This window comes from Flavobacterium sp. N2270 (assembly GCF_025947225.1).
GTDB lineage: Bacteria > Bacteroidota > Bacteroidia > Flavobacteriales > Flavobacteriaceae > Flavobacterium.
On record NZ_CP110005.1, the window covers coordinates 1,321,160 to 1,335,830 of the forward strand.

The following is a 14,671-nucleotide window of genomic DNA, read 5'->3' on the forward strand; positions in this document are numbered from 1 at the left end:
GGGATTTTTTATTAATAAGTTAATTTTTTTAATAACTCTTTATTATTTGAAATCTTAGCAAATTCTTCTTTTCCTAAAATAGACTCTAGTTTAGAAGATATCTTTCTTGATAACATAATTCTTGATTCTTCATCATTTTTTTCTGTAAGTGAAGAATGCTTTTGTATAAATACATTATAAAGCTCTTTTGTTTTTTGGTCGTCAATTTTTATATTATCAGACAAAAGTGTAAGATCTTTTTTAGCTAAAGTTTTCACATCTTCTCTGCTTGTTTCTTGTGCATTAACTGAAAAGCTAAAAGCAAATAATAAAATAAATAAAGAAATAATTTTTTTCATTTTGATTTTTTTATAGTTATAAGTCAAAACAAAAATAAACTAAAATTGTTTTGCAACCAAATAAAGATATTAATTACTTTTTAGGTTCCGATTTTCTTTCTCTTTTTTGCATTCTATTTGGCTTGTCTTCTTTCATTTTTTCAAATTTTTCCATTTGCTCAGGAGTAAGAATTTTTTTCAACTTAGCCTTCATTTCAATTTGATTGTCCAATCTTTTGTTTTTCATTTCAAATCGTTCTTCTTTTGAAGGTTTTTCTTCTTTTTCCTTCTTAGATTTCATTTCAGCTCTCTTTCCTTCCATTTTCTTTCCTTCTTCAAGATATAAAGCGGTTAGTTCTTTTTGTTGTTTAGCATTTAGATCTAATTCTAAAGTCATTTTTTTAACTTTTAATTCAGTTCTTTGCTCAATAGTTAATTGATCGTCTCCTTTTTGTTCTCTCTTTTGCGATACAGCAATCATCGAAACTGATAATAAAGCTGCTAAAAATAATTTTTTCATAAGTTTATATTTTTTAATTGTTATATGATTAAGACAGTCAAAATTTATAAAGGTTTAATTATTAAGAAAACTTTATGAAAAAAAGAGCATTCAAGTTAATGAATGCTCTTTTTTTTGACTTACTTCAAGTCTTTTATCTTTCAGTGAAGCGGTCTATTGTCTTTTATCGGAAGCTATTTTCCTAAATACTCGGCAATTTTATTTTCGCCATCTACTTTTATCTTCATTAAGCCATGTTTGCTAATTCCTTTACTTGCAGCATCCCATTTTTTTCCGCTTAATTCGGCTTTTATTTTTAAATCACCAATCGAAATTCCTTCATTTGCTTTTAAAATTTCAATAATATGTTTTTCGTCTTCTGTTAATTCTGGACCTTTTTTCTCAGGACGCATTTGAGGGAAGAATAATACTTCTTGAATAGAAGGATTGTTTGTTAAGAACATTATTAATCGGTCCATTCCTATTCCTAACCCTGAAGTTGGAGGCATACCATATTCTAAAGCTCTTAAAAAATCTTCATCAATAATGCCATTTGCTTCGTCATCTCCTTTTGCAGATAATGCCATTTGAGCTTCAAAACGCTCTCTTTGGTCTATTGGGTCGTTTAATTCTGAATAGGCATTGGCAATTTCTTTGCCACAAACCATCAATTCAAAACGCTCTGTTAATTCAGGATTATCTCTATGTGCTTTACATAAAGGCGACATTTCCTTTGGATAATCAGTAATAAAAGTGGGTTGAATAAAGTTTCCTTCACATTTTTCACCAAAAATCTCATCAATTAATTTTCCTTTACCCATGGTTTCATCAACAGCAATTCCCATTCCTTTTGCAGCTTCAAATAATTCAGCTTCTGTTTTTCCTGTAATGTCAAAACCTGTAAAGTTTTTAATAGCATCGGTCATTGTAACTCTTGCGTATGGAGCTTTGAAACTTACTTTATGTGCTCCAAAAGTAGCGTCAGTAGTTCCATTCACTTCATTAGCGCAATGTTCTAATAAGTTTTCGGTCATTTCCATCATCCAATTGTAGTCTTTGTAGGCTACATAAATTTCCATTGCTGTAAATTCCGGATTATGTGTTCTGTCCATTCCTTCGTTACGGAAGTTCTTAGAAAATTCATAAACACCGTCAAAACCACCTACGATTAATCTCTTTAAGTATAATTCGTTGGCAATTCGCATATATAATGGAATGTCTAAACTGTTATGATGTGTAATAAAAGGACGAGCAGCTGCACCACCAGGAATTGCTTGTAAGACTGGAGTTTCTACTTCCATGTAACCAGCTTGGTTAAAGAAAGTTCTCATAGCCGTAAATAATTTAGTTCTTTTTACAAAAACCTCTTTAACTTGAGGGTTTACAACTAAATCTACATAACGCATTCTGTATCTTAATTCAGGATCAACAAATGCATCATGTGTATTTCCTTCTTCGTCTCTCTTTGGTAATGGTAACGGTCGCAAAGTTTTACTTAAAAATGTAAATTTGTCTACTCGTACCGATTTCTCTCCAACTTTCGTTAAAAATAACTCTCCTTCAATTCCTATAAAATCACCTAAATCGGTTAATTTTCTAAAAACCTGATTATACATTGTTTTATCTTCGCCAGGACAAATTACATCTCTGTTAAAGTACAATTGAATTCTTCCTTCACTATCTTGTAACTCAACAAAAGAAGCTTTTCCCATGTCTCTGTCGCTCATAATTCTTCCAGCCAAAATAACCTGTTTGCCTTCTTCAAAATTATCTTTAACCTGTTTTGAGGTATGATTAACGGGAAATAAGTCTGCAGGATAAGGATTAATACCTAATTGACGCAAACTGTTTAACTTTTCTCTTCTGATAATTTCTTGTTCCGAAAGTTGCATAATTTTGATTTTTAAGTGTGCAAAGATAGGTATAAATTAAAAAACTGCCAACTTTCAACTGAACACTGAATACTTTTTTAGGAAGCGTAAATTTTAGGCTTTTTTGGATTTGTAATTCCTGCCATTCATTCTATCTTTTTTGTCATCCTGAGCTTTTGCCGAAGGACAAAAAAGGATGCCATTTCTGTCAGGGCTATTAGATAAATCATTTGTATATTTGTAAAATTAATTTTCAATACAATTCCGTGCTTCAAAATAAAAAAATAAAGCTTCAAGATTTAGGTAATAAAGACTATAAGGAAACTTGGGATTACCAAGAAGAGCTTTTTAAAGAAATTGTCGATTTAAAAATCAGAAACAGAAGAGAAGAACTACAACTTCAAACGCCAAATTATTTTTTGTATGTAGAGCATCCGCATGTTTATACATTGGGTAAAAGTGGTGATTTTTCTAATTTATTACTTTCAGAAAAACAATTAGCAGATAAAGGAGCAACTTTTTATAAAATCAATAGAGGAGGAGATATTACCTATCACGGACCAGGACAAATTGTGGGTTATCCAATTCTTGATTTAGAAAATTTCTTTACCGATATTCATAAATATTTACGATTTTTAGAAGAAGCTATCATTTTAACTTTAGCAGAATACGGAATTCCCGCTACAAGAAGTGATGGTGAAACCGGAGTATGGTTAGGTGTAGGAACTCCATTTCCAAGAAAAATATGTGCAATGGGAGTTAGAGCTTCACGTTGGGTAACTATGCATGGCTTTGCATTAAATGTAAATGCCGATTTAGGTTACTTTGATAATATTATTCCATGTGGTATAAAAGGAAAAGCGGTTACTTCGTTAAACGTAGAGCTTGGTGTAGAAAAAGTAAACGAACAAGAAGTTAAAGAAAAAATACTGAATCATTTTGCAGTTCTTTTTGAAGCGAAAATGGTTGACTAATCAGTTATAGATATCTCGTAGATACTCCATACATACCTCGTACATACCCCGTGTAGTCTTTAGTGATTTTATAATTTGATTTCTCCAGTAAGAAAATAAAAATTCAAGTTTTTAATGTACTAAAATCAAATTTCTAACTTAAGCTGCTCTGGCAATAATTTAAATGTCATTCTGTGGTATTTAGTTGTTCCATACTTTCTTATAGCTTCCCTGTGTTCCTTGGTAGGGTAGCCTTTGTTTTGTTTCCAATTATACATTGGATATTCTTCATGAATTTTATCCATATAAGCATCTCTATAGGTTTTAGCTAAAACAGAAGCAGCTGCAATACTTATAAATTTACTATCTCCTTTGATTATTGTAGTGTATGGAATGTTTTTTAAAGGTTTAAATCTGTTTCCATCAACAATAATATGCTCGGGTTTTGGATTTAATTTAAGAATTGAATGTTGCATTGCTAAAATAGAAGCATTTAAAATATTAATTTCATCTATAATTATTGGTTCAATATGGGTTACTCCAAAAGAAATAGCTTGTGAAATAATTAAAGGTTTTAAATTGTCTCTAATTTTTTCTGAGATTTTTTTTGAGTCATTTAATAAGGGTAAATCAAAATCTTCAGGAAGTATTACGGCTGCTGCTGTTACAGGCCCCGCGAGACAACCTCTTCCAGCTTCGTCAGTTCCACATTCAATAATATTGTCTTTATAACATTTGCTTAACATATCAATTTTTTGTCAAAAATATAATTTTTCACGCAACCTTTCTGCGAATAATGCATCTAATAAGTAAGATTGTTTCGTAAATTATAAGTTTAGCGCTAAAAAATTTAACAAAATTAATTACGAATATTCCGTAGTTTTATTTGGTTATTTAAGAAATAATTAAGAAGTTTGCGAAATAACTAACTCAAATAAATTTAATATGAGATCGAAGTTTAAATGGATTTTTACGCTTATAATGGCGTTTTCAATGCAGTTTTCGTTCGCGCAAGAGAAAACTGTAACAGGTGTTGTGTCTGATGCATTAGGACCTTTAGGTGGGGCTAATGTTGTTGTTCAAGGAACAACTAATGGAACAACTACAGATTTTGATGGAAATTACTCTATCAAAGCAAAACAAGGTGATGTATTAGTGTTTACATACACTGGTATGAAAAAAGGAACTGCTACTGTTGGTGCTTCTAGTGTAGTCAATATGATTATGGCTGAAGATATCTTAACGGGTGGTGAAGTTGTAGTAACAGGGGCTTTAGGTATTAAGCGTTCTGAAAAAGCAGTTACATATGCTGCACAATCTATTCAAGGTGAGTCTATGACTGAAGCTAGAGAATCAAATATTGTTAATGCGTTATCAGGTAAAATTGCTGGTGTGCAAGTTACAAATTCTTCTGGAGCAGTTGGTTCGTCTTCAAGAGTAGTATTGAGAGGTAATGCTTCTATTACAGGTAACAACCAAGCGTTATTTGTTATTGATGGGGTTCCTTTCGATAATAGTAACTATGGAAATGCTGGTTCTAGTGGTGGTAGAGATTTACCTAATGGTGCTGCAAGTATTAACCCAGACGATATTGAGTCTATTACGGTATTAAAAGGGCCTACTGCTGCTGCATTATATGGTCTTCGTGCAAGTAATGGTGTAATTTTAATTACTACTAAATCTGGAAAAAATAAAGATAAATTTGAGGTTTCTTTTAACTCAAATATTACTTTTTCAAATCCTTTATTATTGCCAAATTACCAAAATTCTTATGGACAAGGTGCTACTAGTGACTATTTTGAGTTCGTAGATGGTGCTGGTGGTGGTTATAATGATGGTGTTGATGAAAGTTGGGGTCCTGCTTTAGATAGAGGTCTTTCTTTTATTCAATGGGATTCTTATAAAAATGGTGGTCAACCAACTCCTTGGGTTTCACACCCAGACAACGTAAAAGACTTTTACGATACTGGAGTTTCTCAATCTAATAGTATTACTTTAAGATCTGGTGGAGAAAACTCTAATTTCAGATTATCTATCGGTAATTCTGATGAAAAAGGTATGATTCCTTTTACTGACTTTAAGAAATTTAATGTTGGTCTTAACGGAACAATGAAATTAGGTGAAAAATTAACTGCTGGGGTAAATGTAACTTACTTTAATAATAAGAGTAGTAACTTGCCTACTGTTGGTTATTCTGCTGGAAACGTTGTTCAACAATTTATCTGGTCAGCTCGTAATGTTAATTTTTCTGATTTAAGAGATTGGAGAAACTTACCATTAGCTGCTGAAGGTACTGCTGCTGAAGGTACTCCTTTAAACTGGAATACTATTTATCAAAATAACCCTTATTGGGCTCTAGAAATTAATAGAAATACATTTGATCAAGACAGAGTTACTGGTGCAACATACTTAAACTATAAGTTTACTGATGCGTTATCTGCAAATGGAAAAATTAGTATTGATCATTATTCTCAATTAGAAACTTTAAGAAATGAGGTTGGTACTAATGAGAATGCTGATGGTTATTATGCTGAAGTTTCAAGAAGATATTCTGAAATTAATGCTGAAGCAATTTTAACTTATAAAAAAGATTTATCTGATAATTTTGGATTTAGTTTAAACGGAGGTATGAACTCTTTAAAAAGAATTTATACTGCTCAAGTGGGTGAATTAACAGGTGGTTTAGAGTTGCCAGGTTTATTTACTTTAGGTAACGTTAAGTCTGGAACAACTCCAAATATTTCTAGTAATTATACTGAGCAAAGAATAAACTCTGTTTTCGGTTTTGGTCAATTGTCTTATAAAAGTTATGCTTTCTTAGATTTCTCAGCTAGAAATGACTGGGCTTCTATTTTACCATCTCAAAACAATTCATTCTTTTACCCTGCAGTTTCTGCATCGGTAGTTTTATCTGATATGTTAGGATTTAATGATTCAAAATTAAATTACGTTAAATTAAGAGCTGGTTGGTCTAAAGTAGGTAGTACAGGTGCTTTGAACGCTTATAGTTTAAATAGAACTTATTCTTTAGGGAATAATAACTTCGGAACTCAATCTGCTGTTCCAAATACGCAATGGAATCCAAATATTAAACCAGAATCTGTAACTGGTACTGAATTTGGATTAGATATTACTGGATTTAGTAATAGATTACGTTTTTCTGCTACTTACTATAATCAAACAAGTACTGATTTGATTTTACCATTACAAGTTGAGGCGGCTTCAGGGTTTACATCATCTTGGGAAAATGCAGGAGAAATGGTTAACAAAGGTATTGAACTTCAATTAGGAGGTACAATTGTTAAAAATGATAATTTCTCTTTCGATGTTGATTTAAACTTCGCTAAGAATACAAATGAGGTTACTGATTTAGGAGGAGCTGATGCTTATACTTTAGGTGGTCAATGGGGAATGGAATTACAAGCAAGACCAGGTGAAGCCTATGGAGCTATCGTTGGTTTTCCATATTCTAGAACTTCAGAAGGACAAATTATTTATGAAAATGGTTTACCTAAAGTAAATAACTCTGAATTAGTTGTTTTAGGTAATATTACTCCAGACTGGACAGGAGGAGCTAATTTTACTTTCAAATATAAAGGATTTGATTTAAGCACTTTAGTTGATGCTAAAATGGGTGGAGAAATTTTCTCTATGTCATATATGTGGGGTAGATATGCTGGTACATTAGACGAAACTCTTATTGGTCGTGAAACTGGTGTTGTTGGTGACGGTGTTGTTTCTGATGGTAGTGGAGGTTATGTTCCTAATACTACTGTAGTTTCTGCTAAATCTTTCAACCAATATGCATATAATTATTCTAACTTTACAGAAAGCGGAATCTTTGATGCTTCTTACGTAAAATTAAGACAAGTTGTTCTTGGGTACTCTTTACCTAAAAAATGGTTACAAGGTACTTTTATACAAGACTTCAAAGTGTCAGTTGTAGGTAGAAACTTAGCTATTCTTTATAAGAAAGCTCCACATATTGATCCAGAGACTGGATTCAGTAACTCAAATGGTGAGCAAGGTCAAGAGTTTGGTCAATTACCATCTGCAAGAACATACGGATTTAATATTAATGTTAAATTTTAATTAAAAAACTATGAAAAAACTATTTTATTTATTTATTGCTTCTATCGCAGTTACTGCTGTTAGTTGTGATAAAGATTTTGAAGAGATTAATATCTCTCCAAATAGTTCACAAGTAACAGATCCAAATCTTTTGTTATCTTCAACTATTACTGCAACTCAGAATACAATTTATAATATGCAGATTGGTGGAGATATGGGATTATGTTGGGCACAACATATGTCTAAAGTTCAGTACAATGATGAAGAGAAATATATTCCTAGAAGAGCTTTAATGAACTCTTTGTGGACTGTTATGTACACTTCTGTTATCTCTGAAGCTGATGCTGCTTTTGCTTTAGCTGGAGAAGATGGTAACACGAACTTACAAGCTGCAGCTTTGATTATGAAAGCTAATGCTTTTCAAATTTTAACTGATGTTTATGGTCCAGTTCCATTTACTGAAGCAAATGTGCCTGGAAATGTAAAACCTGCTTTTGATGATCAAGAGACTGTATATGATGGTATTTTGGGATTATTAGATCAAGCAGAAACATTACTTGCTTCTGGTACAGGTACTATTACTCCATCTGCAGATTTGATTTATGGTGGTGATGCTTCAAAATGGAGAAAATTTGCAGCTTCATTAAAATTAAAAGCTTTAATGAGAATTTCTGCGAGAAGAACTGTTGATTCTGATGTTCAAGCATTAGTCTCTTCAGGTTTATTATTCTCATCTAATGCAGATTCAGCTGAATTAGCTTATACTGCAGCTCAACCAGATGCAAATCCAATTTATGAAACTATTGTTTTTGCTCCACGAGCTGAATATAAAGTGAGTTCTGTTTTAGTAAATACTTTAAATTCAATTTCAGATCCAAGACTTCCTGTTTATGCGCAGCCAAATAATGCTAGTGCTTATGTTGGAAATACTCCTGGTGTTGAAAACCCTGGTTCTTACAATGCATTTTCTTCTCCTGGAACATTCTATTTACAACCTACATTGCCAGGAGTCTTATTGTCTTATGCACAAGTTGAGTTTTTGCTTGCTGAAGCGGCTAATGAATTAATTATTCCTGGAGCAGTTACTCAAGCTAAAATTCATTATATAAATGGTATTACTGCTAGTTTTGCTTTTAATGGTTTAGGTACTCCTTCAGCTGGTTATTTAGCTACTGTTGATTTTACAACTCAAGCTGCTGGTAGAACTCAAATTGGAACTCAACGTTGGTTAGCTCTTTATGGTCAAGGTATTGAAGCTTGGACAGAATGGAGAAGAACAGGTTATCCAGCTTTATCTCCTGTAGTTGATGCTGCAATTCCAGTAATTCCAAAAAGATTCTATTACTCTACTGATTCTCAAAACTACAATCAAGCTAATTATGCTGCTGCTGCAGCTTCATTAGATAATGGTGATAGTATGGAGTCTAAAGTTTGGTGGATGAATTAATTTTAAAAAAATAAAAATTATGAAAAAAGTATTAAATTTATCTTTCGCTTTCCTTTTTGTACTTGGATTTGTTTCTTGTACAGATGATGATAACGATACATTAACGGGTAGTAATACTACCGGTGGTCTTTTAAATGTTGAGACAAATGCAATTGCTTATATACAAGGAGCTCCTGCTTCTGATGTATATACTGCTGATCTTTCTGTTTTTCAAGGAAGAGATATGGTAGAATCTGTTGATGTTTATAAAAAGTTTTACCATACTGATGCTGCAACTGGAGTGGTTTCAAGCTCTGAAAGTGCCGTTTTAACTTCGTTTTCTTTTCCTGTTGTTGATCAACATGAATCTTACCAAGTTGGATTTACTTATGCTGACTTAATAGCAGGTTTAACTTTAAATGGTACTGCTTTATCTAGTGATGATTCTACTTTAACTATTGGTGATTATTGGATACTTACTTATGTTGCAAATTTAACTGATGGTACTACAGCTCATACAAATGCTAAAACTACTAAGGTAACTGTTTCTTGTGGTTCGTTCTTAGCTGGTAACTACGTTATTAATTATACTACTGGACCTCAGCCAATTGTTGTTTCAGCTTTAGGTGGTGGTTTGTATTATGTAGACTATTTTCCTACTTTTACAAATGCATACTGGTGGGAATTTAGTGATGTTTGTGGTGATTTAACAATTACTGACTGGCAATATCAAAGTGGAAATGCTATTTCAGGTACATCTTCACCAATGCCTCATGGTGTTGTTAATACTGATGGAAGTATTACTTTTACAGGTGTTAACGTTGCTGGAGTTTCTTGGTACGTTGATAGATCTTGGACTATTTACCCTAACTAAATAATATTTAAACTCAGCATTTGTGTTTTATTTGCTGAGTTTATTTTAAATATCATTAAATATGAAAAAAATAAAATTAAATTATTTGTTCTTATCATTGTTAGTTGCTAGTTTATCTGTAACTTCTTGTAGTACAGATGATGCTACTGGTGATTCAGTAATTGAAGTTAATGATGGAGCTGCTGTTGTAGTTCCGGTTTCTCAACATGTGACCATGAATTCAATTAACTACGTTAATGAAGGTGGTTTTGATAAGACGTTGACATATGCAGTTACATTGCAGGAAGTTCAACCTGTAGATGTGCATGTTCGTGTTTCTTTTGTTTCAGGAACAGCAACTGAAGATGAAGATTTTGAATATGATCATGAAGTAGTTATTCCTGCATGGTCACTTTCAGGAGAAGGGACTATTACTATCTTAGGTGACTCTGAAGTAGAATCTATGGAGACTTTTACTTTAAAAATTGGAAGTATGTATGATGCTAATATTGATTTAGCAGATACTACTGTTACTTTTGAGATTACTGATTATGGTGATTTAGATGTTACTTTTGCATGGGATAGAACTATCCCAGGTTACCCATTCACTTTATGTGATATCGGATATGACGTTGATGTACTTCTTTTAGACAGTAATGGTGACCAAGCTGAAAGTCAAGTTTGGACTGCAGCTACTGGGGATTGCCCTGAAACTATGACGTTAAGTATTTCTGAAGTTGCTGCTGATGGTCTTGTAGATGGTGAATATACTATTGTGTTCAATGTTTATGATGATGCTACTTTAGCTTCTGCTGGAATTACTCCTGCATTCGATATTCCTATGACAGTTTCTTATTCTCGTGCTAATTCACCATTCGCTGGTTCATTTGTACAAGATGCTGCTGATGTTATTGATTCAGATTTTGGAAACACTCCAAATTATGATACAATTAACATTTATGTTGCTACCTTAACTGTTGAAAATGGTATTTATACATTCTCAAAGAATGGAAATTACCAAGCTTCAGGAAGAATGGCTTCACGTAGTTATGTAAATCCTTCTAAATCTAGAACTTCTAGACCAAGTAGATTTTAATACATAATTTAAGCCTCAGCTTGCTGAGGCTTTTTTTATTCCTAAATTTCTCATTACATTTGCCAATATTTGGTTTGTAATGAGAAATTTTTTTTTACTTTTTTTTACTTTTATTTCTTTAAGTTTATTTTCTCAAGAGAAAAAAAATGCTTTGGAGGCAAATGCACTTCAAGAGAACACTGTTAATGATACTGTAAGGTTATTTAAAGGTCAAGAAATAATTACTGGTTTAAGTGCTAAAGCTCCTTTTAATTTGTATAAAATATATACTATTAAAAAGGATACTACTTATATAGATACCACTTTGTCAATTCAAAAAGAATATAAATATAATTTACTTCGTAAAGATATCTTTGGATTAATGCCATTTTCAAATGAAGGCCAGCAATACAATACCCTTCATTTTTCTTTAAATGAAAATTCTATTACACCAAATTTTGGATTTAAAGGAAAGCATTTTAATTATTTAGAGGTTTCCGATATTAAATATTATAATGTACCCACACCATTAACTGATTTGTATTTTAAAACTGTTATGGAACAAGGTCAGTCAGTAGACGCTTTTTTAACCATTAATACAAAACCAAATCTTAATTTTTCTATCGCTTATAGAGGTTTGCGTTCAAATGGAAAATATATTAATAACTTAGTCAGTTCTGGTAATTTTAGATTTACAAGTAGTTATTCTAGTCCAAACAAAAAATACTTTTTAAATGCGCATTTCACAGGCCAAGATATTTCAAATCAAGAAAATGGAGGAATTATTGATGTTTCTCTTTTTGAATCTAGTGAATCTCCTTATAATCAAAGAGATCGTTTAGACGTTTATTTTAAAGATGCTACTTCTTTTTTAAAAGGAAATCGTTTTTTTATAGATCACAACTATAAAATTAAATCTAATGATGCATTTTCATTAAACGTTTTTCATCAGTTTAATCAGGAATATAAATTTTTTGAATATACTCAACCTACTGTAAGTTCAAGATTTGGCGACGCTTATTCTTCTTCAATTAGTAATAAAACTCGTTTCAATCAACTATATAATAAAATAGGTGTTGATTTAGATTCTAAAAAGTTAGGTAAAATTTCTGCTTATATTGACACTAATACCTATAATTATTATTACAATAGTGTTGTTTATGATAATTTTGGAAATATTGAAGTGCCAAATGCTATCAATGATAAAATTCACAGCTTAGGTGTTGATTATGCTTTTAATTATAAAGGAATAAATTTTGGTACCAGTATAAAAAATTCAATTTCAAATCAAAATATCTCAAATATTGAATTGTTTGGAAAATACAAACTAGATAGCATTGCTTCAATCGAATTTAAATACACAAAGAAGAACTCTTTACCAAGTTTGAACTATACACTTTACCAAAGTGATTACATTGATTACAATTGGTCTAATAGCTTCAAAAATGAAAAGCGCAATCAATTTGATGCAATTTTTAAAAGTAAATGGATTAATTTAGAGGTTCAATATGCTGTTTTAAACGATTATTTATATTTTGATAATGTTACTAACGATATTACTCAGCTTACAGTTAAACCTTTTCAGTATGCTAATACAATTAATTATACATCTGTTAAAGCAAGTAAAGAATTTAAATTAGGTCGTTTTGCATTAGATAATACGGTTTTATATCAAAATGTAGATCAATCTAATGACATTATAAATGTACCTCAAATAGTAACTAGAAACACATTATACTACACAGATTATGTGTTTAAAAATGCAATGCAAATTCAAACAGGGTTTACATTTCAGTATTTTTCAAAATATTACGCAAACGATTATAATCCATTATTAGGTGAGTTTTATGTACAAAATGAAACTAAAATTGGAAATTTTCCAATGATAGATTTCTTCATCAATGCAAAAGTTAAACAAGCTCGTTTATTTTTAAAAGCAGAACATTTTAATTCCGCATGGACAGGTTATAACTTTTATTCTTCGCCTAATTATCCTTACCGTGATTTTTTAGTTCGTTTTGGAATAGTATGGAATTTCTTTCAATAGAAACGATTTTTTGAGCTTTTTACAAAACCATATTCCTGCTTTCGCTTTTAGTTGCTCATGCTTCGCAAGCTAATCGCTCTATCAGGGTTAGTTAGTAATTTATTGGACGATTTGGAAACCATTAATTTATAAAATACCTTTGCAAACCAATAATCAGTTTTACTGATGAATTAATTTAAAAATTGAATGAAATACGCAAAAAATATATTAGAAACTATTGGTAACACACCATTAGTACAATTAAATAAAATAACACAAGAAGTGGATGCTTTGGTATTAGCAAAAGTAGAAACTTTTAACCCAGGAAATTCTGTAAAGGATAGAATGGCGGTTAAAATGATTGAAGATGCTGAAGCCAATGGTCTTTTAAAACCAGGAGGAACAATTATTGAAGGAACTTCTGGAAATACAGGAATGGGCTTAGCTTTAGCAGCAATTGTAAAAGGTTACAAATGTATTTTTGTAATTTCAGATAAACAATCTAAAGAAAAAATGGATATCCTTAGAGCTGTTGGTGCTAAAGTTGTTGTTTGTCCTACTGATGTTGAGCCAACAGATCCTCGTTCTTATTATTCTGTATCAAAGCGTTTAGCTGAAGAAACTGAGAATTCTTGGTATGTAAATCAATACGATAATCCTTCAAATGCAATTGCACATTATGAACAAACCGGACCAGAAATTTGGGAACAAACCGAAGGTAAAATTACACATTTTGTTGTTGGTGTAGGAACTGGTGGAACTATTTCTGGAGTTGGTAAATACTTAAAAGAAAAAAATCCAAATATTAAAATTTGGGGAATTGATACATATGGTTCTGTTTTTAAAAAATACCACGAAACAGGTATTTTCGATGAAAATGAAATTTACTCTTACATCACAGAAGGAATTGGGGAAGATATTTTACCTAAAAATGTAGATTTTTCTCTTATTGATGGCTTTACAAAAGTAACCGATAAAGATGCAGCCGTTTATACGCGTAAAATCGCTTTAGAAGAAGGAATTTTTGTTGGAAATTCAGCTGGTTCTGCGGTAAAAGGTCTTTTGCAATTAAAAGAGCATTTTAAACCTAATGATGTTGTTGTGGTTTTATTTCATGACAGTGGAAGTAGATATGTAGGTAAAATGTTTAACGATGATTGGATGCGCGAAAGAGGTTTCTTGGAAGATGAAATTATAAAAGCAGAAGATTTAATTAAAGGGCATATTGAAAAACCTTTAGTAATTGTTCGTACAGAGGAATTGGTTTCTCATGCAATCGAAAGAATGAGAAAATATAAAATTTCTCAAATTCCGGTAATTGATGTTAATGGTTTTGTAGGTTCTATTGACGAATCTGATTTGTTTGAAAGTTATTTAAACGATAATAATATTGGTGATAAACCTATAAAAGAGGTTATGGGAAAACCTTATCCAATTATTAAAAAAGGAACTAGTATTGAAGAAGTTTCTAAATTAATAAATAAAGAAAATCAAGCGGTTTTGATCGATTTAGGAGATAATAAACACCATATTATTACAAAATACGACATCATAGGAGCTATCAAATAATTAGTTTTAAA

Annotated in this window: 11 protein-coding genes; 7 read left to right on the forward strand and 4 right to left on the reverse strand. The window is 31.5% G+C overall.

The window, feature by feature from the left end:
• Nucleotides 1-11 precede the first annotated feature (11 nt).
• The 3 genes from OLM55_RS06030 to lysS all read right to left on the reverse strand — a co-directional run bounded on the left by OLM55_RS06030 (nucleotide 12) and on the right by lysS (nucleotide 2,708).
• Nucleotides 12-338: a hypothetical protein gene (locus OLM55_RS06030; RefSeq protein ID WP_264560509.1), complete on the reverse strand. Its 327-nt coding sequence runs from the start codon at nucleotides 336-338 to the stop codon at nucleotides 12-14.
• 73 nt (nucleotides 339-411) lie between these two features.
• Entirely contained in the window at nucleotides 412-837 is a 426-nt protein-coding gene (locus OLM55_RS06035; RefSeq protein WP_264560510.1) for a Spy/CpxP family protein refolding chaperone, read from the reverse strand.
• 173 nt (nucleotides 838-1,010) lie between these two features.
• Entirely contained in the window at nucleotides 1,011-2,708 is a 1,698-nt protein-coding gene (gene lysS, locus OLM55_RS06040) for a lysine--tRNA ligase (protein WP_264560511.1), read from the reverse strand.
• A gap of 245 nt (nucleotides 2,709-2,953) precedes the next feature.
• On the opposite strand from lysS, the gene lipB reads away from it, so the two are divergent.
• Complete coding sequence (gene lipB, locus OLM55_RS06045) at nucleotides 2,954-3,661, forward strand: lipoyl(octanoyl) transferase LipB (protein WP_264560512.1); 708 nt, start codon at nucleotides 2,954-2,956, stop codon at nucleotides 3,659-3,661.
• 125 nt (nucleotides 3,662-3,786) lie between these two features.
• Here the strand turns inward: lipB and OLM55_RS06050 are convergent, their stop codons facing one another.
• Nucleotides 3,787-4,386, reverse strand: a complete 600-nt coding sequence (locus OLM55_RS06050) for a ribonuclease HII (RefSeq protein WP_264560513.1) — start codon at nucleotides 4,384-4,386, stop codon at nucleotides 3,787-3,789.
• 199 nt (nucleotides 4,387-4,585) lie between these two features.
• On the opposite strand from OLM55_RS06050, the gene OLM55_RS06055 reads away from it, so the two are divergent.
• The 6 genes from OLM55_RS06055 to OLM55_RS06080 all read left to right on the forward strand — a co-directional run bounded on the left by OLM55_RS06055 (nucleotide 4,586) and on the right by OLM55_RS06080 (nucleotide 14,660).
• Entirely contained in the window at nucleotides 4,586-7,732 is a 3,147-nt protein-coding gene (locus OLM55_RS06055; protein ID WP_264560514.1) for a SusC/RagA family TonB-linked outer membrane protein, read from the forward strand.
• Between the two features lie 10 nt (nucleotides 7,733-7,742).
• Nucleotides 7,743-9,158, forward strand: a complete 1,416-nt coding sequence (locus OLM55_RS06060) for a SusD/RagB family nutrient-binding outer membrane lipoprotein (RefSeq protein WP_264560515.1) — start codon at nucleotides 7,743-7,745, stop codon at nucleotides 9,156-9,158.
• A 19-nt stretch (nucleotides 9,159-9,177) separates the two neighbouring features.
• Complete coding sequence (locus OLM55_RS06065) at nucleotides 9,178-10,011, forward strand: hypothetical protein (protein WP_264560516.1); 834 nt, start codon at nucleotides 9,178-9,180, stop codon at nucleotides 10,009-10,011.
• Nucleotides 10,012-10,072: 61 nt separating this feature from the next.
• The gene (locus tag OLM55_RS06070) at nucleotides 10,073-11,086 is read left to right on the forward strand and encodes a hypothetical protein (RefSeq protein WP_264560517.1); all 1,014 of its coding nucleotides are present in this window, start codon (nucleotides 10,073-10,075) and stop codon (nucleotides 11,084-11,086) included.
• 79 nt (nucleotides 11,087-11,165) lie between these two features.
• The gene (locus tag OLM55_RS06075) at nucleotides 11,166-13,112 is read left to right on the forward strand and encodes a putative porin (protein WP_264560518.1); all 1,947 of its coding nucleotides are present in this window, start codon (nucleotides 11,166-11,168) and stop codon (nucleotides 13,110-13,112) included.
• A 186-nt stretch (nucleotides 13,113-13,298) separates the two neighbouring features.
• A complete protein-coding gene (locus OLM55_RS06080) occupies nucleotides 13,299-14,660 on the forward strand; it encodes a pyridoxal-phosphate dependent enzyme (protein ID WP_264560519.1) in 1,362 nt (453 codons plus the stop codon).
• The last annotated feature ends 11 nt before the right edge of the window (nucleotides 14,661-14,671 follow it).

Coding starts and splice junctions, on each gene's coding strand:
- OLM55_RS06055 (WP_264560514.1), top strand. CDS start 4,586: ATGAGATCGAAGTTTAAATGGATTTTTACGCTTATAATGGCGTTTTCA.
- OLM55_RS06080 (WP_264560519.1), top strand. CDS start 13,299: ATGAAATACGCAAAAAATATATTAGAAACTATTGGTAACACACCATTA.
- OLM55_RS06035 (WP_264560510.1), bottom strand. CDS start 837: ATGAAAAAATTATTTTTAGCAGCTTTATTATCAGTTTCGATGATTGCT.
- OLM55_RS06050 (WP_264560513.1), bottom strand. CDS start 4,386: ATGTTAAGCAAATGTTATAAAGACAATATTATTGAATGTGGAACTGAC.
- OLM55_RS06075 (WP_264560518.1), top strand. CDS start 11,166: ATGAGAAATTTTTTTTTACTTTTTTTTACTTTTATTTCTTTAAGTTTA.
- lysS (WP_264560511.1), bottom strand. CDS start 2,708: ATGCAACTTTCGGAACAAGAAATTATCAGAAGAGAAAAGTTAAACAGT.
- OLM55_RS06070 (WP_264560517.1), top strand. CDS start 10,073: ATGAAAAAAATAAAATTAAATTATTTGTTCTTATCATTGTTAGTTGCT.
- OLM55_RS06060 (WP_264560515.1), top strand. CDS start 7,743: ATGAAAAAACTATTTTATTTATTTATTGCTTCTATCGCAGTTACTGCT.
- OLM55_RS06065 (WP_264560516.1), top strand. CDS start 9,178: ATGAAAAAAGTATTAAATTTATCTTTCGCTTTCCTTTTTGTACTTGGA.
- OLM55_RS06030 (WP_264560509.1), bottom strand. CDS start 338: ATGAAAAAAATTATTTCTTTATTTATTTTATTATTTGCTTTTAGCTTT.